Origin of the sequence: Virgibacillus salexigens, from assembly GCF_000723585.1 — a bacterium.
Classification (GTDB): Bacteria; Bacillota; Bacilli; order Bacillales; family Amphibacillaceae; genus Virgibacillus; species Virgibacillus salexigens.
In genome coordinates this window covers 2,175,438-2,196,301 of record NZ_CCDP010000001.1, presented here as the reverse complement: position 1 = coordinate 2,196,301, position 20,864 = coordinate 2,175,438, and the positions used below count along the sequence as shown (strand labels likewise).

The window sequence follows — 20,864 nt, the reverse complement described above, 5'->3', positions numbered from 1 at the left end:
GTTTACATAATATGATTATCGTTTACTTGTTTTCGCCAAATAATCGTTGATACTCGCCATAGCCTGCATCCTTTAATTTATCTTTTGGGATAAATCGCATAGCAGCGGAATTCATACAATAACGGAGTCCTCCCTCATCTTTAGGGCCATCATCAAATACATGTCCTAAATGAGAGTCTGCATCCTTACTTCTTACTTCTGTACGAACCATCCCATGGGAAGTATCTGTGTTTTCTTTTAATTGATACTTATCAATTGGTTTTGTAAAGCTTGGCCAACCACAGCCGGCGTCATACTTATCTTTGGATGAAAACAGCGGTTCTCCAGAGACGATATCTACATAAATACCTTCTTGCTCATTATCCCAGTATTCATTATAAAAAGGTCGCTCCGTACCATTTTCTTGTGTTACTTGATATTGGATTGGCGATAATTTTTGTTTTAAATCTGTGTTATCTTTTGCGTTCTTCCAATTCTGATTAATAAAATCTTCCCTTCCAGATCCCTTTTTATATAAGCGGTAGTGGAAGGACTGTTTTTTGTAGTAATCTTGATGTTCTTCCTCCGCTGGATAAAAAGGCTTTGCAGGAAGAATTTCAGTAACAATTGGCTTGGAAAATTTACCGCTATTCTCTAAGTCTTGCTTTGATTGTTCCGCAATTTGTTTCTGTTGCGGATTATGATAGAAGATCGCTGTTTGGTAGGACTCTCCTCTGTCATTAAATTGACCATGCGGATCAGTTGGATCGATTTGCTGCCAAAACGTTTCTACCAGCTTCTTATATGGCATGATGGTTGGATCAAATTCAATTTGTACTGCTTCCACGTGGCCGGTAGTATTCGAGCAGACTTGTTGATAAGTTGGATTTTCTACTGTTCCTCCTGTATATCCCGAAGTCACCCGAATAATACCTGGTCGTTCATCAAAAGGTTCAACCATACACCAGAAACAACCTCCAGCGAAAGTTGCGAATTCTTTTGTTGTTTCACTCATGCTATACATCCCTCCTGAGCATTTTCTTCTATTTTTCCCTTTATAGAAGAAAAAATCAAGCTAGGCGTCTTAAAAGTTAAATAAACAGTTTCGGTACGGATTGCCCTTTTTTTTGTTCTGCGATATCAGAAGGTTCACTATCTGATGACTCTATCCATTCCGAGCTGCTTTCTTCTTCCTTTGCATCTAGACTTTCCTCTATTTCATCTTTTTGTTCATCATTCGTACTCTCCATTGAATTAAAGGCCTTCATCATACGATACATTGCTGGCAGGTTTTTTACCATTGGTCCATATTCCTGTACAATAGGAGCTGCGTTTTGAACTACTTTAATCACTTGTTGAACATTATCTAATGTTCCAGAGAGACCACCCACTCCTTTGCTCAGAAATCCAGTTCCGGAACCAGATTGAGGCTGTAGAAAGCTTAAAAGATTTCGTAAATTACCTCCTCTAGTCTGAGGTTGTTGTGGTATCATCCCTGAAAATGGCCGATTAGGAAATGGTGTATTAGAAAATGATTGATTACCAAATGGACGCATGAAGTTACCCGGGTTCCCCTGAGGCGGCGTATCAAATGGGAATTGCCCTTGTTGATTTGATGGAAATACCATCCCGATTTACCCCCTTCTTATAACAAATCATCTGTAAATAGTGTACGTAAACCCATCCAAAAAGTGTAGGCATATATGAAAATAAATTGATTATTTCCCGGGCAACCGCAAGAACCAACAGAATCCCTTAAATTCAAACAACGTAATGGCAAAAAATTGCTAAAGTGTGTCAAAACGAAAGCCTAATTTCGATCCTTGCGGCGTTGGTGTAATCTGAAGTTTTGCATGTATTTCATTTTTTAATTGTGGGACGTGGGAAATGATCCCTAACAACCGATTATTATCTTGCAAATCTTTCAGACAATCAATTGCTTGTTGTAAGGATACCTCATCGAGTGTTCCAAAGCCTTCATCAATAAACAGCGTATCAAGTTTCACCCCGCCTGTATGTGCTTGAACAACATCTGCTAATCCTAATGCTAAGCTGAGTGCGGCTTTAAAACCTTCCCCACCTGATAATGTCCTAACAGATCGCTGCTGTCCTGTATGGTGGTCTAGTACCTCAAGGTCTAATCCACTTTGAGCTCCACGTTTAGCAACTTGGCCACTCCGAATTAGCTGATATCGATGATTTGTCATACGATCTAAACGTAAATTGGATTGTAGCAAGATCTCATCTAAAAAGGATGCAAGTACGTACCTTTCAAAAGAAAGCTTTAATTGATTATTTCCATTTGCTAATTCTGCCAATTCACCGATAGTGTAGTATTCCTTTTCTAATGCTTCTTTCGCTTGTAAATGTTCATCAAGCTGCTCTTTTATTGCTAAATCATTTTTTCTTTTCATGTGAAGCGCATATATATGGTCATTTAACGCTTGAATTTCCTCTTGTAAGGTTGAAACCACATTCTCTAGATACGTAGAATTAGGACGGTCTTTTCCTTTAATTTCATTGTTTAATTCATCGATACGATAATTTAGTTGCATCACTTGGTTTTCAAAAGTAGTTATCTCGTTTTCTAATTCTTTTATTTCATCGGGTGCACGTTTCGCTTTATGATAAGCTTCTATAGATACGAACCCATTATCTTCGATCGTTGTTAGGAATTGGCGGTGATAATAATCGAAATTTTCTTTTGTGTTTTTTTCAAATTGAATCCGCTGTTCCATAATTGTATTCTCTCGTTGTAATTGCTCAGATACCTTTTGGTAATGCTGCTCTACTTGTAACCATGTCTCCATTAATTGAGAAAGAATCGCTTCTTTATTCTGTAATTCTTTTTCAACCGATTCTGGGTCGCTCATGGTTGAAGGTAAAAGCTTGGATAACTCATCAATACTTGTTGATAGCTTCACATCCTTTTCAACCGTCTGTTGCACGGTTGAAGAAATTTGATCAAACGTTTGTTTGAATTCTTCATATTGCCGTTTTAACTGATCCCTTTTTTCTTTTAATTGCTTATTCTTCAATAATTTATTCTCTATGACAGCAAGTTCTTTTGATTGTGTTTTATGAAGTTCCGTCTGTTCTAGATACGCTTGTTTTAATTGTTGTATGTTTAATGTTGGGATCCATTCTTTTATCTCTTCATACAGTTTATCTACAAGCTCTTTCTGATATTTGCCATTTGATTGACAAGCAATAAAGCGTTGTTGTTCTTGTTGGAAATCTGCTTCCTTTCTTTTTACTTCCTGTTTTAATTGATCTATTTCAGTAGTTGGATCTTCCTTCGCCCATACAGTTTCTACCTTATGCGGATGTGCTTCAGAACCACAAACAGGACATGGTTGACCTGGTTTTAGCTGATGGACCAGTATGGATGCATAATGCTCATGCTGTTCTTGTTCCATTTTCTCTAATTTATTTCTAATTGCCGTTAATTGATTGTGCTTTGACCGATAAATATCTTTCAATTTTTGGTATTCTTGTCTTAAATTCACTAATTTTTCATACTCGATTTGAAGCTTTTCTAATTTAAACAAGTGATCTGCTATACTTTCCGTTTCTGCTTTCTTTTTATAATAGGCTTCCGTGATGTTTTCATCTTCCTTTAGGGATACTTCTGCACGGTCGATGTTTGTTGATATTTGTTTTAGTTGATCATTATAAGAAGCGAGTTTTTTCTCTTCGTTCATTCGTTCTTGCTTCATTTGAGAGGCTTCCTGCTTCAACTGAATTAAATGCGTAACTTGATCACGATATTTTTTTGTCTGATTAACCTCTTCCTTTAGCGTCTCTCGTTGCGTTTCATTTTGTTTTTCTTGATTATATTTCGATTTTACTTGTTCAAACTCAGCTTGAATATGATTGATTCTCTCCTGTTGTTTCTTCAATTCTTCCTTCTGTTTGTTCCATTCTGCCTCTCTAGCCTGTTTTTGTTCCTCAAAAGGGATAATATGTTGTGCTGTCTTTGCCTCAGAAAGTATTTCTTTGTTTGTTTCTATTGCTTCCACACGTTGGTTTAATTCTTCTTTTTCCTGTTTACGTTTTTCTAACTCAATAAACTTTTCTTCCAATCTTTTTGCTGCATCCAATCTTTCTTGAGCTTCTATTAACTCTTTTTGCTTGATCGTTTTGTTTTGGGTTTGTTGTTCAATTACTCTAAGGTTTTGGTTGATTTCATTTTCTAGATATAGCAGATGATCACGAAACCGATGGATTTCTTCCCCTGGTGCATGATGTGTCCATTCTATTTTATTTAATTCAAATTCTATCAACTGTTCATGCTTACCGATTTCTTCTTTCATATCTTTCGCATCTGCTTTGAGTTGTTCTGTCATTTGCTCGTAAAGATGAGTATGAAAGATTTTTTGAAGGATGTTTTCCCGCTCTTTACTGTTCTCTGAAATCAGCTTACGAAATTCACCTTGGGGGATGAGCACCATCTTTCGAAATTGTTCATAATCAAATCCGAGGCGATTTTCAATAGCTTCATTTACGTCTTTAATACGAGAAGTAATTAATGATTTTGTGTTGTTAATCATCTCGTATAGTTCTGCTCTAGCAGGTTCATCCGTAAATCCCTCGCCACGTTCTTTTGGTTTAACTTGCTTGGGATTTCTTTGTACTACGTACATGCGTTCGTTAAGTGAAAAACAAAACTCTACTTCCGTTGTATCCGACATCCCAGCGAAATGACTACGTAATGTATCCTGATCCCTATCGGAACCACTTGCTTTTCCGTATAGGGCATAACAAATGGCATCGAAAATCGTAGTCTTTCCAGAACCAGTTGGACCGGTTATCAAAAAGATAGATTCGTCCCCTAGCTGTCTAAAATCGATCGTCTGCTTCTCTAAGTATGGTCCAAATGCTTTAAAACTTAGTGAAATTGCTCGCATATTATGACCTCCTCTCCTTATCTATGATTGTTGCAACCACTTTATCGATGTGTTTCATACTGCTTTCAGGTATTGGTACTCCTTTAATTTCTTCATAGAAAGAAGCGAATAATTCGGTATGAGAGCGAGACTGTTTCTCGCGTATTTTTGGTAGATCTAGTAAACTATTTCGTGAAGTTTGTACTTTTCGTTCTAGCCGTAAAATATTTGGGTAAATTTTTCTTAATTTATTCATTGGATCAATAATTTGACCTTCGTCTAACAACTGAATATGTAAGAAATCTTCCTTATTTTCTAAAGGATCTTCAAGTAACGCATGAAAATAGCCCTCTACGATCCGCATATCATGTTTAGGAATTAAAGGAATTCGATTAATTTGGCAGACACCTTCCTGATCTAATTCAACGATGGTTATTGATTTTTGTTGATTAGACTCAGAGAAAGAATACTTTAAGATGGAGCCACTATATCTTATCGTCTTACGATGTATTCGCTGCGGTTGATGCAAATGCCCCATTGCTACATATGAAAAAGGCTCGAATAGCCTAGCATCAACATATGGAGTACCTCCAATCATAGATAATCGTTCTTCAGATTCTGTCTCCATTCCCCCAGCTAAAAAGGCATGTCCAATAAATATATGACGTTCACTCAAGTCGTATTTTCTGTTCATTTTTTCGATAATTGCTTCCAAGGCTTGCTGATGCGATTGAATAGAATCATCTTCAAATACACTACGTACTTCAGCAGGTTCCGTATAAGGAACTAAATGAAAATAAACAGGTCCATGTGCATCATGAAGAACTACTGGCGAAGAATTCCCTTTAAACTTAGCTTCTAAATAAAGATGCTGTTTACGAAACAGATCACTCCCAAATTCAAGTCGATCGGGACTATCATGATTACCTGATATTGCTAAGATGGGGATGTGGAGTTCTGTAATTATTGTTGTAAAAATTCGGTTTAATAGTTCGACTGCTTCTTTAGGAGGGATCGCTCGGTCGTAAAGATCACCTGCAATAATAATAGCATCCGGTTCCTCCCTTCGAACAATATCAAGAAATTGTTCTAATACATAAGCTTGCTCTTCGGTCATATGAATATTGTTAACTATTTTTCCTAAATGCCAGTCGGCAGTGTGTATGAATTTCATCGTTTTCCTCCTATAACACATAGTTTAACAAATCATTTGCTGGAATAGCTATAAATCAGATATCCTTTTGTATTCAAGTCACCATACAAATGGTTCTTTTTATATAAAAAAGACGCCAGAGATACTCTCAGAAGCGTCTTTTAATCTTCGTGCATTGTATATGTATCCCAAAGATCATCAAACACCATTAAGGCGGTTGGAAATGGACTATTCCACTCTAAGTAATTACTAAGCTCGTCATAATCTTTTGATTGCTTTGGAAAATAATGATCTGCAAAAGCCCATTCTGCTAAGCGACTTGCATCATCTACTTGTTTACTTCCACGATAAGTCATTAAAAAATGATAAAATGATCGCAATCCTCTTCTCCTCCCGATTAATCAAAGGTATCACTTTCCATAAACTCCTTATGCTTACGCTGTTTCTTTCGATAAACAATAGCAGCCAGATAGATACTTATTTCGTAAAGTAGAATTAAAGGTATTGCTACAACGAGTTGAAGTATAAAATCTGGTGGTGTCACAATCGTACCAATTATGACTAGGATAAGATAGGCATATTTTCGAGTTTTCCGCATGTAATCAGGAGTTAAGATGCCAATGGCTGTTAAAAACATGGCAATGATCGGAATTTCAAATAATACAGCAAATGGCAACGTTACACGTATTAAGAATTTGAAATATCTGTCCACGGTAAACATTTCATTAAACATACCATCATTTAACGATAATAAAAAAGGTAGAATTAGTTCAATGAACATATAATAACCAAACACAAGCCCACCAATAAATAATATAAATACAGCAGGTATATATGCCAATGTTGCTTTTCTCTCTGTATTTGTTAATCCTGGTTTTACAAATAACCATACTTGTAATGCAAAAATCGGAATTGTACATGCAATAGCTACAATCCCAGCAAGCGTGAAATAAATCCAGATGATTTCACCCGGACTAATTACAGTCAGCTTCATCCCAATGTCATGTTGAAAAAAAGCATAAATCTCTTTCGAATAAATAAACCCAACAATAAAAAAAACGATAAAGAAAACCGCTGTAATAATAATTCGATTCCTTAATTCAGATAGGTGGTCCGTTAGATTCATTTCCTTATCTTCAAAAGATTTGTCAGTCATTCTGTCACTCTCCTACTACCAAAGCATGTACATTCTGTTAACATCTTATAACAGCTTTAACACAAAAGAAGATGCAAGGGTTGTACCTTACACCTTCGCTTATCAGTTTTTAGACGATTTCTTTTCTGTTTTGTCAGATGAATCTTCATCCGATACGATACCTTTTGTAGCATTTTTAAATTCTTTTAACGAACTCCCAAATGCTTTTCCGATTTCCGGAAGTTTCGAAGGTCCAAAGACAACTAGTGCAATAATTAGAATTAGGATTAATCCAGGAACACCTATACTTGAAAACATTCCCCTTCACTCCCTATGATTATTTACTGCTTTTTTCATCCGTAATCATATCTTTTGTTTCGTTAATCTCATCTTTAACATCACTCGTTAGTTCATTAGCAGACGTTTTAAATTCCTTTAATGTTTGTCCAGCAGCTTTTCCGATTTCCGGTAATTTCTTAGGACCAAATATCACTAAGGCAATGATTAAAATTAATATCAATCCTGGAAAACCAATACTAGATAACATGGTAGCACCTTCTTTGAATTAATAATTTTATTATAAGCAACTTTTACCAAAACATAAATTTATTTCATTTAAAATTCATAGAACATCCAATTATTAATGAAGCGCTTATAGTGTAACATGTTTCCTTTTCTAGAAACAAGCCTCTTTCTATAGCCTGTTCCATTTATTTCCCCTTATTCATGAAGTAATTACTTTCTATCATATTGAAGGAAATAGTATTCATAGGGATTGGTCTCATTTCTTTCTCCTTTTACTTTTGAAGATAGTATCCAATCTTCCGTTGAAAAACTTGGGAAGTAAGTATCTCCTTGAAAACGATGATCGATCCATGTAATATACATTCGATCTGCATGATGTATGACTTGCTCAAATATGTTCCCGCCACCAATCACAAAATATTCGATATCCGGATGTTCCTCATTCCATTCATAGATGGTATGAATGTCTTTGATAACTTCTAGATTATCTGAAGTAGGTAGTTCACTTTTTGTAAGTATGACATTTCTTCGGTTAGGTAAAGGTCCGTTCATTGAATCAAATGTTTTTCTTCCCATAATAATGGTTTGACCCGTTGTTTTTTCTTTGAAAAATCGTAAGTCTTTTGGCAAACGCCACGGAAGATCATTGTTTGATCCAATTACATGATTTTTATCCATCGCTAGTAATAAAGAAATCAATTGCTACACTCCTCTCTTAATTAAACAGCAATAGGCGCTTTAATGGAAGGATGCGGATAATAACCGATTATTTCAAAATCAGAAAGCTCAAAATCAAAAATAGAGGACTTTGATTTGTTTATTTGTAATTGAGGCATTTCTCTTATTTCTCTAGAAAGCTGCGTCTTTATTTGATTGACATGGTTGGAATAAATATGTGCATCCCCAAGAGTGTGAATGAACTCCCCAGGTTTCAAGTTACATTCATGTGCAATCAGTAACGTTAACAATGCGTAGCTTGCTATATTAAACGGAACGCCTAAAAACACATCTGCACTACGTTGATATAATTGACATGAAAGTTTACCATCAGCAACGTAAAATTGGAATAATGTATGACAAGGTGGTAAGGCCATTGTTGGAACATCTTCAGGATTCCAAGCAGATACAATATGCCTTCTAGAATCTGGTTTGTTTCTGATCGAATCAATGACATTCTTTAATTGATCAATCGTATTATTTTGAGAAGTCTTCCATTGTCGCCATTGTTTTCCATAAACATCCCCAAGTGTGCCAAACTTGTCAGCAAAAGTATCGTCACTCAGAATTTTTTCTTTAAATCGTTCCATTTGTTGCTGGTATTGTTCATTAAATTCTTCGTCTATCTGCGAGCGATGCCCAAAATCCATCATATCTGGTCCTGTGTATTCATTGCTCTTCACCCAGTTTTCGAATGCCCATTCGTTCCAAATATTATTATTATGTTGTAGCAGATAACGAATATTTGTATCGCCTTTTATAAACCAAAGCAGTTCACTCGCAATTAATCGAAAAGGGACTTTTTTCGTTGTAAGTAATGGGAAACCATCTTCCAAATTAAAGCGCATTTGATGACCAAAAATGGAATAAGTTCCCGTATTCGTCCGATCATGTTTGTTCACACCATTGTTTAAAATTTGATTACAAAGGTTTAAATAAGCCTTTTCTCCAGTAACCATATGTATCCCTCCAGATTTCTTCTTCCATTCTATTTATTGTACCACAATCCATAGCTTGGCTCTAAATTTGTAACATAATCGTAACTCATAAACACCTAAATCCGACATAAACCTGATAAAGAGTCAGAAAAAGAAAGGGGATAGCTTGATGAATCAGACTGTCGAACATATGGCAAAGCGTTCATTACTTTATGGTTATGTGCTAAGTCAACCATTGGTTAACTATGTCGATGCACATCCTGAACTGCAAAATAAGCTATTGTTTGAGTCGGATCAGCTTGAATTTGGAAAACATGGAGAAGCTGTTAGGCATATGCAGCAAAAATTACATACGCTATCCTATTTTGACAAAGAAATAGATGGAAGGTTTGGGGTCTTAACCGAACAGGCAATTAAAAATTTTCAAGCTGAACATAATTTAACCATTAATGGAAAAGTAAACAAAGATACATTACGTGCCATGGTAAAAGATGAGAAAAAAGCATATAAAGAGCAATTAGAAAACTTTTCTGATGAAATAGAACCCGGTATGTATAATGCTAAAGTGAAAATTGTCCAAAAAGCACTGCAATATTTTGGTTATTATGAGGGAGAACTAGATGGTATTTATGGACCATTAACCAAAAAAGCATTAGAAATTGCCGAAGAAGAGCATCACATGGAATTAATTGATGACCATCAACAAGCAGTTTCTCCTGCTCCAACCGAACAAACGAAGTCAGAACAAGTAAAAGCTAAGGATACCTCCCCGGCTTCTGTAAAAGAACAACCCAATAAGGACGTTGAATCAAATGAAGTGAAAAAAGTTACTGTACAAGGCAATAATGCAGCATCAATTGTAGAAGAGGCTCGAGCGCAGCTTGGAACTCCCTATAAATGGGGAGGAGAAGATCCAGGAGGTTTCGATTGCAGCGGTTTTATTCAACATGTGTTTACAGAACAAGGGATCCAAATTCCTCGTACCGTTAATGAAATTTGGAATTTTTCCTCCGCTATTTCTGATCCTTCTATCGGGGATTTCGTTTTTTTTGAGACCTATAAACCTGGACCGTCTCACATGGGAATTTATGTCGGAGATGGAAAGTTTATTCACGCTGGTGAATCAAGAGGTGTGGAAATAAGCAAATTAACTAATCCTTATTGGGAAGAACGTTACATTGGTGCAAAACGAGTAATGCAACAATAGTGTTCTTTATGATACGATTAGTAACTGAAAAGAGTTGCTACATTAGCAACTCTTTGTCTTTGACCATTCTTTTTCAAATTGTAGGAGATAGACCTCCATAAACCGATGACGTTCATCAGCGATTTTCTTAGCTGCCTCCGTATGCAACAGCTCTTTGATTTTCAAAAGTTTATCATAAAAATGCTGTATTGTATTATTTTTATTTGTATCATGATTAATATAATTCCGATTTGCTCCACCATAGGCAAATGCTCGTGCTATTCCAATAGCTCCAATAGCATCTAACCGATCAGCGTCTTGCACAATTTTACCTTCGAGCGTTGTGGGATTGCCACCCTTACTAAATGACACGTCTTGAATAGCTTCTTTCACTTTGTTAATTTGATATTCGTTCATAGCAATACGTTGTAAAAATAGATCTAATTCTTTAATGGTTTCCTCTGGATCTGTAAATAGTTTCGCATCGCCAACGTCATGCAACCATGCAGCTGCTTCACAGATAAACAAGTCTGCATCTTCTATTTTAGCAATCTCACCCGCAGTTGTTGCTACCCTCTCCATATGAAAAAAATCATGGCCAGTGTAATCATCGCTGAATAAATTACGAATTAATTTCTGGATTTCAATTAATTGACTTAATTCTTCCATTAGAATAAACCAACCGCCTTTCCATCTGACGTAACATCCATTTCTAATGCCGCTGGTGAACTTGGTAATCCAGGCATGGTTAAGACATCCCCAGTCAAAGCGATGATAAAACCAGCACCGATAGATGCACGTAATTCACGAATGGTTATTGTAAAACCATTTGGACGACCTAATAATGTTGGGTCATCTGACAAAGAATACTGTGTTTTAGCCATACAAATTGGAAGGTTCCCCCACCCTTGTTCTGTAAAGAATGCAGCTTGCTCACGTGCCGTTTTTGTCAGCTCAATATCTTTAGCACCATACACTGTCTGAGCGATTATTTTCATCTTTTCTTCCAGAGGGTCGTCTAGATCGTATAATGGCTGATAGGATTTCGTTGAACCTTCCACTTTTGCTATTAATTTATCGGCTAATTGTACCCCGCCTTCTCCCCCATCTGCATGTACAGTAGTTACGGCAACATCAATATCTCTTTCTTCGCACCATAGTTGAACAAATTCCGTTTCTTTTATCGTATCGGTTGGAAATTGATTAATGGTTACAATATAAGGAACTTGAAAAGCTTTAATGGTATTTATATGTTTTTCTAAGTTTGCCATACCGTCCGCTAATCCAGCTAAGTTTTCCGTATCAAGATGACCTTTTTGTACTCCGCCATGCATTTTTAAAGCACGAATGGTAACTACAACGACGACGGCAGCCGTGTCGATAGTGCCAATCCGTGATTTAATATTAAAATACTTCTCAGCACCTAGATCTGCGCCAAAACCAGCTTCAGTAACTACATAATCCCCTAGTTTTGCCGCGGTTTTTGTAGCAATAATGCTATTGCAACCGTGGGCAATATTAGCAAATGGTCCCCCATGAATAATTGCAGGCGTATTTTCAATTGTTTGTACCAGATTTGGCTTCATCGCGTCTCTTAAAAGCAATGTCAGTGCTCCTTCTGCTTGAAGATGCTTGGCCGTTATAGGTCTACCGCTATATGTATATCCTATTACAATTTTAGCCAATCTCGCTTTTAAGTCATCAATATTAGTAGCAAGACATAAAATGGCCATGATCTCTGAAGCTACAGATATCGCAAATCCATCTTCCCTAGGTATGCCTTGTTTTGTACCGCCGAGGCCAATTACAATTTCTCTTAAGGACCGATCATTCATATCGATAACACGCTTCCACTCCACCCGTCTAGTATCTATATTTAATTCATTGCCTTGATGAATATGGTTATCGATAATAGCGGATAATGCATTATTAGCTGATGTTATCGCATGAATGTCTCCTGTAAAATGAAGATTAATATCTTCCATCGGCAATACTTGAGCATAGCCTCCACCTGTTGCTCCGCCTTTAAGGCCCATCACTGGTCCTAAAGATGGTTCCCGTAAAGCGACAATTGCATTTTTCCCTAGTTTATTAAATGCTTGTCCAAGTCCAACAGTGACCGTAGACTTCCCTTCTCCAGCAGGAGTTGGATTTATAGAAGTGACTAGAATAATTTTCCCGTTCTTCTTATTTTCTAGTTTGGTTAATAGTTGATCGGATAGCTTTGCCTTATTACGTCCATAAGGCTCCCAATCATCGGAGCTTAGTTTCAATTTCTCTGCAATCTTATGTATAGGTTCTACTATTGCCTCTTGTGCAATTTGAATGTCTTTCTTCATGATGCTGCTCCTTTCCTATTTCAAAAAGTTTCAGATGGATGATCATTCAACAGCTATTATTATACCTTTTCATGAATTAAATTAATAGCTTGAATTATTAAAAATGTCGAATTACCACAGCGTATATTCTTGACTCTAAAAGTGAAATGAGCTATATTAGACACAAGCAAAGAAGATGTACGGATTCATTAATGACTCAGGCGGCTTCTATAGAAGTGGATGCACTAGTGATCCTACTCTTCTATAGGAACTGCCTATTTTTATGTTCTGTTATCTGCTTTGTATTACCACGTTTTCAAAAAAGAAACGTGAAGGTTTTTAGGAGGATTAATTCATGGAAAATGGAGTAGTAAAATGGTTTAACGCTGAAAAAGGATACGGTTTCATTCAGCAAGAAGAAGGAAACGACGTATTTGTACACTATTCAGCAATTCAAGAAGAAGGCTTTAAAACCCTTGAAGAAGGCCAAGAAGTTTCTTTTGATATCGTTGAAGGTGAACGTGGACCACAAGCAGCTAATGTTGTTAAAAAATAACTAGAAACAAAATTATATAAAGCGGTAATCTGTTTTGCCAGATTACCGCTTTTTTTGATATCCTTCTATAAGTTCTTGCTTTTTTCATCCAGCCTAAGTATAATAACATTTGTGTTTTTCGCGGTTCGAGAACTCCCGCGTTACCAAAACTAAGGAGGAATTCGATGCCAAACGAACTGATTTGGTTATTATTTGCAATTGTAAATTTCTCATTACTTCTTATCTTCTATCGATTATTTGGACGAACTGGTCTTTACGTATGGATCGGTATGGCGACCATCATTGCTAATATCCAAGTATTAAAAACTGTAGAACTTATTGGATTAACAGCAACCTTAGGTAATATATTATATGGTACTGCGTATTTAGCTACCGATATCATCAACGAGAAACATGGCAAACAAGAGGCCAAAAAGGCAGTCTGGCTTGGTTTCGCTACATTGTTATCAATGACAGTTATGATGCAAATTGCTCTAGCCTTCCAGCCTGGCGCCGACGATATTGCTCATGAGGCACTTGCTACACTTTTTGGTATCATCCCTCGGGTCGTTCTTGGCAGTCTGGCCGCGTATATGATCAGTCAGTATTTTGATGTTTGGATTTATGATAAATTAAGAAGTTTATTTCCAAGTGGTCGACAACTTTGGATAAGAAATAGCGGAAGTACAATGATAAGTCAACTTGTTGATACAATGGTCTTTTGTACAATCGCTTTTTATGGAGAATATCCAACAAGCGTGTGGTTGGAAATCGTAATTACAACGTATGTTATCAAATTTGCAGTTGCAGTAATTGATACACCATTTATGTATATTGCAAAACGAATGCATTCAAATGAGCAAAAGTAAACGGAGCTAAGATCAGCTCCGTTTTTATATCTTCGTTTCTTTCAATGCTTTTTCTTCTATTGGAATACGGACAAATAGCAAAAAGATGTGCAACAGTGGAAATAGCATCGCTGTAAAATAAGCATGAAATAACAAGGGAATGACAAATAATTCAACCCCAACGATAATATAGTTTGGATGCTTCACAAACTTATAGGGTCCTTCATTTACAATCGAAAATTGAGGAGAAATAATAATCTTCGTATTCCAGAATTTTCCTAAAGTAGTAATACACCAAATCCGAATACATTGAGTGATGATAAATAATACAAATAAAGAATAACTAAATTGGAACGGCTGATTATTTCTCCATAATGCCTCCGCTATTAAAAAAACGAAAAACAATGTGTGAACGATTAGAAACCATTTGTAATGGTCCCTCCCTTTTTCTACTCCACCATGCTCTTTCATCCATTTTTCATTACTTCTGGCAATTCTTAATTCAATGATGCGTTGAAGTACTATACAACTAAGAATGAGCCACATATAAATCGGCATTATGTTATCCACTCCATTAATAGTAATTCCGAACTAAATCCAGGTCCCAGTGCAGAGATAATACTTTTCGTATTTTCCTGAATAGGTTCTTGCATCCACTCTCTTAACACATAAAGAACGGTACCAGAAGACATATTCCCATGTCTTCGTAGAATACCAATCGAATGTTTGAATTTGTTTAAATCAACCTGAAGTACATTGCCCATAGCATCGATCACTTTTTTTCCACCTGGATGTGCAATGAAATGATCAATGTTCTCGGGACTCAGATGATATTCTCTAAAGAATTTCTCCAGATGTTCCCGCCAGAACGTTTCCACTAAAGCGGGGATACTTTTGGAAAAAATCACCTCAAAGCCACTATCTGTAATATCCCAGCCCATGACTGATATACTGTTTTTCTTTGTATAGGAGTGAGAATGTAAAAGGCGTGGAATTGGTCCTTTTTTGTTTTGAATCAGTGTTGATTTTTCGCCAACTGCTAATACAGCACTAATCCCGTCTCCGAACAAAGCGCTTCCTATAATATTGCTCTTTTTAATATCCCCTTTTTGGAAGGTTAGACTACATAGTTCACAGCAAATTATTAATGCAGACTTATCCGGATTTGCAGTTAACCAATCATGTACTCTAGCTAATCCTATTGCTCCACCAGCACAACCAAGCCCCCATAAAGGCATCCGCTTTACATCTTGTCTGAAAGGTCGTTCATTCATGACATGTACATCTAAGGACGGCGTAGCAATTCCAGTACTAGATACAAAAATAATCATATCAATATCTTCATAGGCAACAGATTCTGTTAGAAAGGCTGAATTATCTAAACAATCATCCATCGCCTCGATGATATATGATTTGGCCAATTTAATAAACAACTCATTTCTTTCTTTAAAGGAATGTTCTTCTAAAAACCAATTTGGAGGTACGACAAACTGACGTTCATCAACCTGCGCATTGTCAAAAACAGGTAATAAGCGTGAAACATGACGTTTTGATTGGTTAAAGATTTTTTGAACAATCTGTTTCACTTCTGCTTGTTCCATATGATATTTAGGAATACCGACACCTGCTGAACAAATATACGTCATTTAGTCCTCCTTACCAAGTAAACATCACATCCCTAAAATTGATAGATGGTTGCATACTTTTCTTGTAGGTAACAAATTAAGTGATCGGGATTCAATGGTTCTTTGGTAACGTCATGTATGATCTCTAATGGATTTTTCACCTTACCATATTGATGAATCGATGTTCCTAACCACTGTTTTATCTTTGTAAAATCAGCCGACTTTACAATTGATTCAATATCTAACTGTTGATTCATCGTTTGATAAATTTGTGCAGCATACATATAGCCCAACGCATAGCTTGGAAAATACCCAAAATCTCCACCAGCCCAATGAATATCCTGTAGAACTCCTTCTTTATCAGAAGGAGGTACAATTCCTAGATAATCTTTCATTTTTTCATTCCATAGAGCAGGTAAGTCTTTAACTTGAATGTCATTGTTTATCAGTGACTTTTCTAATTCATAGCGAATCATAATATGAAGAGAGTACGTTAATTCGTCTGCTTCAATTCGAATAAACGATGGTTTTACTTCATTAATAGCATGGTAGAATTGATCCCGATCTACCTGTTGAAAAGCTTTTGGTGCGTACTGTAAAAAAAGATCATAATTTGTTTCCCAAAATGATTGACTCCTTGCTATAAAGTTTTCCCAAAATAATGATTGTGATTCATGTATTCCCATAGAAGTTCCAGTAGCCAAAGGAGTTCTCATCAAACGATCATCTATATTTTGCTCGTATAGCCCATGTCCGCCTTCATGAATCGTACCAAAAACAGCCATTCGAAAGTCCTGCTCATCATACCGAGTCGTTATTCGAACGTCATTTTTATTCAATGCAATAGCAAAAGGATGAATCGTTTCATCTAGACGTCCAGCCTGAAAATCATAGCCCATTTGTTCTAAGATTTTCTTTGTAAAAGTTTCCTGGTCTTTCTTTGGAAAATGGTTTTGTAGCAATGCTGGGTTCGGCTGATTTGAGCTGTTTGTAATTTTCGTTAATAGGTTAAGTAGCGATTTGCGAAGACGTGGAAATACCTCGTCTAGCATTTTGGTTGTTACACCTGGTTCAAAATTATGTAAAAGTGCATCGTAGATGTTATCTTCATACCCCCAATACGTAGCGAATTTACGATTAAAGTCCATTAATTTTTCTAAATCGGGTTGAAATAAACGGAAGTCCGCTTTCTCCCTAGCTTCTTGCCAAACCGCTTCTGACTTTGTTTGCGCCATTATAAATAATCGATATTCCTCTGTAGGAATTTTTCGGTTTCGCTCATAATTTTCTTCACAAACTTCCGCTATTTTCAATAAGAGAGGGTCAGTAGAGCTTTCTTTTACAGCATCAATATAATACTTCATTTCATCAGAAGTTTCTAATTTATGTATTTTTTCACCTAATAATCCAGCTACTTCTGACCTTTGTTCTACTCCTTTTTGCGGGATTTTTGTACGCATATCCCAATGAATTAACATAAGTGCTTCTTGATAAGCACTTATGTTACCCAAATATTTTTTAAATTTTTCTATGACATGTGTTATTTCCCCCATTATAGTTCCCCTTTCTCTTTTTTTCCGAAGTACTGATAATAATCTGTACGTATAAAACCATTAAATAATTTTCGCTTTTTTGTAGCTTTCTGACCATATTCTTTTTCAAATTGTTCAAATGCTGTCAAAATATAAACACTCCAACTGTGGTGATTCTTCATAATTGAACCAAGGTCTTTCGCTAACGCTGCCGCAATTTCTTTGTCACCTAATCTTTGCCCATAAGGAGGGTTACCAATTAGATAGCCGTTAGCATCTTTTATGGTCAGATCACGAACTTGCATTTGTTTCCATGAAACTAAGTCGCCTAAACCCGCTTCAATTGCATTTTGTTTTGATATTTCTACCATTTTATGGTCAATATCTGAACCCACGATTGTTAATGCTTGATCGTAATTTGCCAAATCCTCTACTTCTTCAAAGGCCTGATCCCAATATTTACTTCTAATGAGACCCCAATCCTCACTAACGAATTCCCGATTAAATCCTGGTGCGATATTCTGTCCAATTAGTGCCGCTTCAATAGGAATTGTTCCCGAACCGCAAAATGGATCAATTAACGGCTCATCCGGTTTCCAATTCGTCAATTTCACCAAGGCTGCGGCTAGCGTTTCTTTTAATGGCGCTTCTCCTTGACCTACCCGGTATCCTCGTTTATGTAAGCCTGTTCCGGATGTATCAATGGTCATTGTCGCCATATCCTTTAATAACGCAATTTCTACCTTATATACAGGTCCTGTTTCTGGCAATTTCGATACAATTCCATGTTTTAATTTCAGCCTTTCTACAATTGCTTTTTTTGTAATTGCTTGGCAATCTGGTACACTATATAATTTGGAATGAACAGATTTACCAATTACTGGAACTTGGCCATCCTCTGGTATATATTCCTCCCATCGTAACTCCTTCACCCCTTCAAATAACTCATCAAAGGACGTAGCATGGAACGTACCTATAAGTAGTCTGACTCGATCTGCAGTACGAAGCCATAAATTGCATCGTGGAATTGCCGAGATTGGTGCATCAAATAGTACTTTTCCATTTTCCACTTTTGCTTCATATCCTAATTCTCTTACCTCATTGGCTACAATCGATTCTAAACCCATAGCAGCCGTTGCAATCAATGTTACTGTGCGCATGTAATAATTCCTTTCTACCGTGTAGATTATTTTCCATTAGTTTATCATATCCTGTGCTAGAATATGAACTTTCTGTTACACTAAAAAACCTTTCTGATACCTCAGATGAGATTCAGAAAGGTTTTAATACAAATAATATTGTTATGGGACCGATTAAATACTCGATAAGCCATGTTCTGTACCATTGTACTACAAACGGTGGTCAAACCTCGTACGTCGGTTGCGATCATCTATCTACAAGTAATAACTTGTCCCTTTTTCGGTTCAACTTCCCTACTAAAGGATGCCCCTACCATTATTTGGGTTGCTCACTCGTGGGGTTTACCTCGTTCCACCCAAGAAGTTTCCTTCTCAGCTACGTCACTGTGGCACTTTCAAGGATATTTCCATATCTTTTAAGACTTAGGAAATAAACCTGCCGTTAACCTACTGGTTACCTTGACTTATGATTTCGTCAAGCACGAACACTACAGACATCGCAGTCTGTGTGAGCATGGACTTTCCTCTGTATTAAATACAGCGATCACATGAGTATTTAACGAATAACCTTATAAATAATACCATAAACAATTAAAACTTTCAAGTGTTAGCTACAACAAAATAGATTAACTTTCTGTTTCAGCGAATTTTTTACCGAATACTGCTTTTTCCAAATTAGACAACCGTTTTAATACATCATAATTCACTTGAGGGTTTGGATTTGGTTGAACAGATCGTGTTTTAGGTTGTTCTGTCGTTGTTTTCTTCAAGCGATCATTCTCTTGCTGTAATCGTTCCAATTCTTGTTTAAATACATCATAATCTTGGATAATTAGATCTAAAAACTCATCCACTTCCTCTTGATTATAACCACGCATAGCCGTTTTAAAATCTTTCTCAAGTATATCTTTACTACTTAACTGTACTCGATTTAAACTCATTTCATCACCTCGTCATGTTTACATGGTTCATTATACTTGTACCACTTTTATTTACCATTGTATTAATTCTAATTCCTTTTATGTCTATTTTTCTTTTCACTTATTATAGCATTAAATGATCAACCTGAAAAATGAATCTCCATTTCATCCTCCATCCCTCAATTAAGTTTCCCTTTTTAATAGTACATATAATAACATACTTTGCGCAAAACAACCTAAATCAATTTGAGTTAATGCTTCAATTTTATTCAGCCGATAAATTAGTGTATTTCGATGGATAAATAGTAATTTTGCAGCTTTGCTTAGATTTAGGTTGCAATCACAATAGGTTAAGAAATTCTGCTTTAATTCAAGGAAATTCTTCTGATGGTATAAATTTCTTAACCGTAATTGAATAATTGAGTGAATATCATTTGTATCGTAAAAAGGAAATAGTTGAGCAAGTACATTCCAATCATAAAAAGAGTAAATTGCAGGATTAATTTTCGTTTGTTTCCCCAACTTTATTAAATTCTCCGCTTCTTCATAAGAAAAGCATAGTTTATCCATCGATTCATATTTATTACCAACGGCAACCGTAAAAGCATTCAAATGATAAACGTTAAGCATTTCCATTAGCTCTAAGCTATTCTTTTTAAAATCTGCCATAAATGAATGGTAGTCAGTTATATCATTAATGGCCTTTAAAAGGACAATCTTTTGCGGATTTAAGAATGCACAAGCAGCCGTTTCAGCTTGGTATGCCTTTCGTATGCAATATAAAATTTCCCTTCTTAAATATTCCATTGAAAAAGCATGGTTTTTAGCTGCCTGTACCGTTGTGATTAACGAATTTCCGATATCTATGACAATGCAGCAGCGCGGTAACAAGTATTCCATATGCAAAATAGAACAGTACTCTTTTAATTTTTCGATATTCCTTTTATTTTCCAACAGGATATATTGTATGAATGATTCTGTAATTTTTGATTCTAATTCCTCAATATGGGAATGAATCGTTTCATGCCACATTGTTTCAACATAGTTTTTGATTAATTCTGCATACGGCATTACCTGATGTGGATCACCTATAATTCCTAGTACACCAGCCGTTTGATGCTCAAAACAAAGAGGTAAAGCAATGCCTGGAAGCACATTTTCCATCGTTGAAACCGTATTGTCATCAAATAAAATAGCCTTGTTTAATTTGATGACTTCTACAGATGGTTTATGTATTTTACCAATTCGATCTGAGTTGGTATCTCCAATTATATACCCCTGTCTATCACTCAGACTTATTGGAAATGGAGATATTTTTGAAACCGTTTTCACTGTTTGTTGTGCAAATTGTACAAAACGTTCCACCCTAATCCCCTGCCTTATTACATGCTTTTTTATTATTTTAACATAATTTAGATTATTTAA

The 20,864-nt window shown here is 36.2% G+C and carries 21 protein-coding genes and 1 other RNA gene; 3 read left to right on the top strand and 19 right to left on the bottom strand.

Features of this window, described 5'->3' with window-relative positions; all coding sequences use genetic code 11:
- Positions 1-22: 22 nt before the first annotated feature.
- From msrB to BN990_RS10340, 10 genes are all read right to left on the bottom strand, one after another.
- The gene (msrB, locus tag BN990_RS10385; protein ID WP_038243994.1) at positions 23-994 is read right to left on the bottom strand and encodes a peptide-methionine (R)-S-oxide reductase MsrB; all 972 of its coding nucleotides are present in this window, start codon (positions 992-994) and stop codon (positions 23-25) included.
- A gap of 76 nt (positions 995-1,070) precedes the next feature.
- The gene (vrrA, locus tag BN990_RS21540; RefSeq protein WP_051739084.1) at positions 1,071-1,607 is read right to left on the bottom strand and encodes a VrrA/YqfQ family protein; all 537 of its coding nucleotides are present in this window, start codon (positions 1,605-1,607) and stop codon (positions 1,071-1,073) included.
- A gap of 159 nt (positions 1,608-1,766) precedes the next feature.
- Positions 1,767-4,889 carry an AAA family ATPase gene (locus tag BN990_RS10375; protein WP_038243991.1) on the bottom strand — a complete coding sequence of 1,041 codons (3,123 nt, stop codon included), beginning with the start codon at positions 4,887-4,889 and terminating at the stop codon, positions 1,767-1,769.
- A gap of 1 nt (position 4,890) precedes the next feature.
- The gene (locus tag BN990_RS10370; RefSeq protein WP_038243987.1) at positions 4,891-6,042 is read right to left on the bottom strand and encodes an exonuclease SbcCD subunit D; all 1,152 of its coding nucleotides are present in this window, start codon (positions 6,040-6,042) and stop codon (positions 4,891-4,893) included.
- Between the two features lie 140 nt (positions 6,043-6,182).
- Entirely contained in the window at positions 6,183-6,401 is a 219-nt protein-coding gene (locus BN990_RS10365; protein WP_021291319.1) for a YozE family protein, read from the bottom strand.
- 17 nt (positions 6,402-6,418) lie between these two features.
- Complete coding sequence (tatC, locus tag BN990_RS10360; RefSeq protein ID WP_021291318.1) at positions 6,419-7,177, bottom strand: twin-arginine translocase subunit TatC; 759 nt, start codon at positions 7,175-7,177, stop codon at positions 6,419-6,421.
- Between the two features lie 102 nt (positions 7,178-7,279).
- Positions 7,280-7,474, bottom strand: a complete 195-nt coding sequence (locus BN990_RS10355; protein ID WP_038243985.1) for a twin-arginine translocase TatA/TatE family subunit — start codon at positions 7,472-7,474, stop codon at positions 7,280-7,282.
- Positions 7,475-7,493: 19 nt separating this feature from the next.
- Positions 7,494-7,703: a twin-arginine translocase TatA/TatE family subunit gene (tatA, locus tag BN990_RS10350; protein WP_021291316.1), complete on the bottom strand. Its 210-nt coding sequence runs from the start codon at positions 7,701-7,703 to the stop codon at positions 7,494-7,496.
- A gap of 188 nt (positions 7,704-7,891) precedes the next feature.
- Positions 7,892-8,380 (bottom strand): dihydrofolate reductase, encoded by a 489-nt coding sequence (locus BN990_RS10345; protein WP_021291315.1) that lies wholly within the window; start codon positions 8,378-8,380, stop codon positions 7,892-7,894.
- Positions 8,381-8,400: 20 nt separating this feature from the next.
- Positions 8,401-9,357 (bottom strand): thymidylate synthase, encoded by a 957-nt coding sequence (locus BN990_RS10340; protein WP_021291314.1) that lies wholly within the window; start codon positions 9,355-9,357, stop codon positions 8,401-8,403.
- Positions 9,358-9,505: 148 nt separating this feature from the next.
- Between BN990_RS10340 and BN990_RS10335 the strand changes: the two genes are divergently transcribed.
- Positions 9,506-10,543: a C40 family peptidase gene (locus tag BN990_RS10335; RefSeq protein ID WP_038243982.1), complete on the top strand. Its 1,038-nt coding sequence runs from the start codon at positions 9,506-9,508 to the stop codon at positions 10,541-10,543.
- A gap of 42 nt (positions 10,544-10,585) precedes the next feature.
- On the opposite strand, the gene BN990_RS10330 is transcribed toward BN990_RS10335, so the two are convergent.
- Together BN990_RS10330 and BN990_RS10325 are read right to left on the bottom strand one after the other, a co-directional pair.
- Positions 10,586-11,191: an HD domain-containing protein gene (locus BN990_RS10330; RefSeq protein ID WP_021291312.1), complete on the bottom strand. Its 606-nt coding sequence runs from the start codon at positions 11,189-11,191 to the stop codon at positions 10,586-10,588.
- A complete protein-coding gene (locus BN990_RS10325) occupies positions 11,191-12,861 on the bottom strand; it encodes a formate--tetrahydrofolate ligase (protein WP_038243978.1) in 1,671 nt (556 codons plus the stop codon). Before BN990_RS10325 ends, BN990_RS10330 begins: the two co-directional genes overlap by 1 nt.
- Before the next feature lie 334 nt (positions 12,862-13,195).
- On the opposite strand from BN990_RS10325, the gene BN990_RS10320 reads away from it, so the two are divergent.
- Both BN990_RS10320 and BN990_RS10315 read left to right on the top strand, forming a co-directional pair.
- Positions 13,196-13,396: a cold-shock protein gene (locus tag BN990_RS10320; RefSeq protein WP_021291310.1), complete on the top strand. Its 201-nt coding sequence runs from the start codon at positions 13,196-13,198 to the stop codon at positions 13,394-13,396.
- A gap of 164 nt (positions 13,397-13,560) precedes the next feature.
- Positions 13,561-14,244, top strand: a complete 684-nt coding sequence (locus BN990_RS10315; RefSeq protein ID WP_038243975.1) for a queuosine precursor transporter — start codon at positions 13,561-13,563, stop codon at positions 14,242-14,244.
- A gap of 24 nt (positions 14,245-14,268) precedes the next feature.
- Here the strand turns inward: BN990_RS10315 and BN990_RS10310 are convergent, their stop codons facing one another.
- The 7 genes from BN990_RS10310 to BN990_RS10285 all read right to left on the bottom strand — a co-directional run bounded on the left by BN990_RS10310 (position 14,269) and on the right by BN990_RS10285 (position 20,804).
- A complete protein-coding gene (locus BN990_RS10310; protein ID WP_021291308.1) occupies positions 14,269-14,781 on the bottom strand; it encodes an isoprenylcysteine carboxyl methyltransferase family protein in 513 nt (170 codons plus the stop codon).
- Complete coding sequence (locus BN990_RS10305) at positions 14,781-15,869, bottom strand: type III polyketide synthase (protein WP_021291307.1); 1,089 nt, start codon at positions 15,867-15,869, stop codon at positions 14,781-14,783. Before BN990_RS10305 ends, BN990_RS10310 begins: the two co-directional genes overlap by 1 nt.
- Before the next feature lie 32 nt (positions 15,870-15,901).
- Positions 15,902-17,401, bottom strand: coding sequence for a carboxypeptidase M32 (locus BN990_RS10300; RefSeq protein WP_038243972.1), 1,500 nt, complete (start codon positions 17,399-17,401; stop codon positions 15,902-15,904).
- Positions 17,401-18,540, bottom strand: a complete 1,140-nt coding sequence (locus tag BN990_RS10295) for a THUMP domain-containing class I SAM-dependent RNA methyltransferase (RefSeq protein WP_038243969.1) — start codon at positions 18,538-18,540, stop codon at positions 17,401-17,403. Before BN990_RS10295 ends, BN990_RS10300 begins: the two co-directional genes overlap by 1 nt.
- A gap of 160 nt (positions 18,541-18,700) precedes the next feature.
- Positions 18,701-19,075: RNase P RNA component class B (gene rnpB, locus BN990_RS21905), an RNA gene on the bottom strand.
- 70 nt (positions 19,076-19,145) lie between these two features.
- A complete protein-coding gene (gpsB, locus tag BN990_RS10290) occupies positions 19,146-19,460 on the bottom strand; it encodes a cell division regulator GpsB (RefSeq protein ID WP_021291304.1) in 315 nt (104 codons plus the stop codon).
- 162 nt (positions 19,461-19,622) lie between these two features.
- Complete coding sequence (locus tag BN990_RS10285; RefSeq protein ID WP_038243966.1) at positions 19,623-20,804, bottom strand: CdaR family transcriptional regulator; 1,182 nt, start codon at positions 20,802-20,804, stop codon at positions 19,623-19,625.
- Positions 20,805-20,864 lie beyond the last annotated feature (60 nt).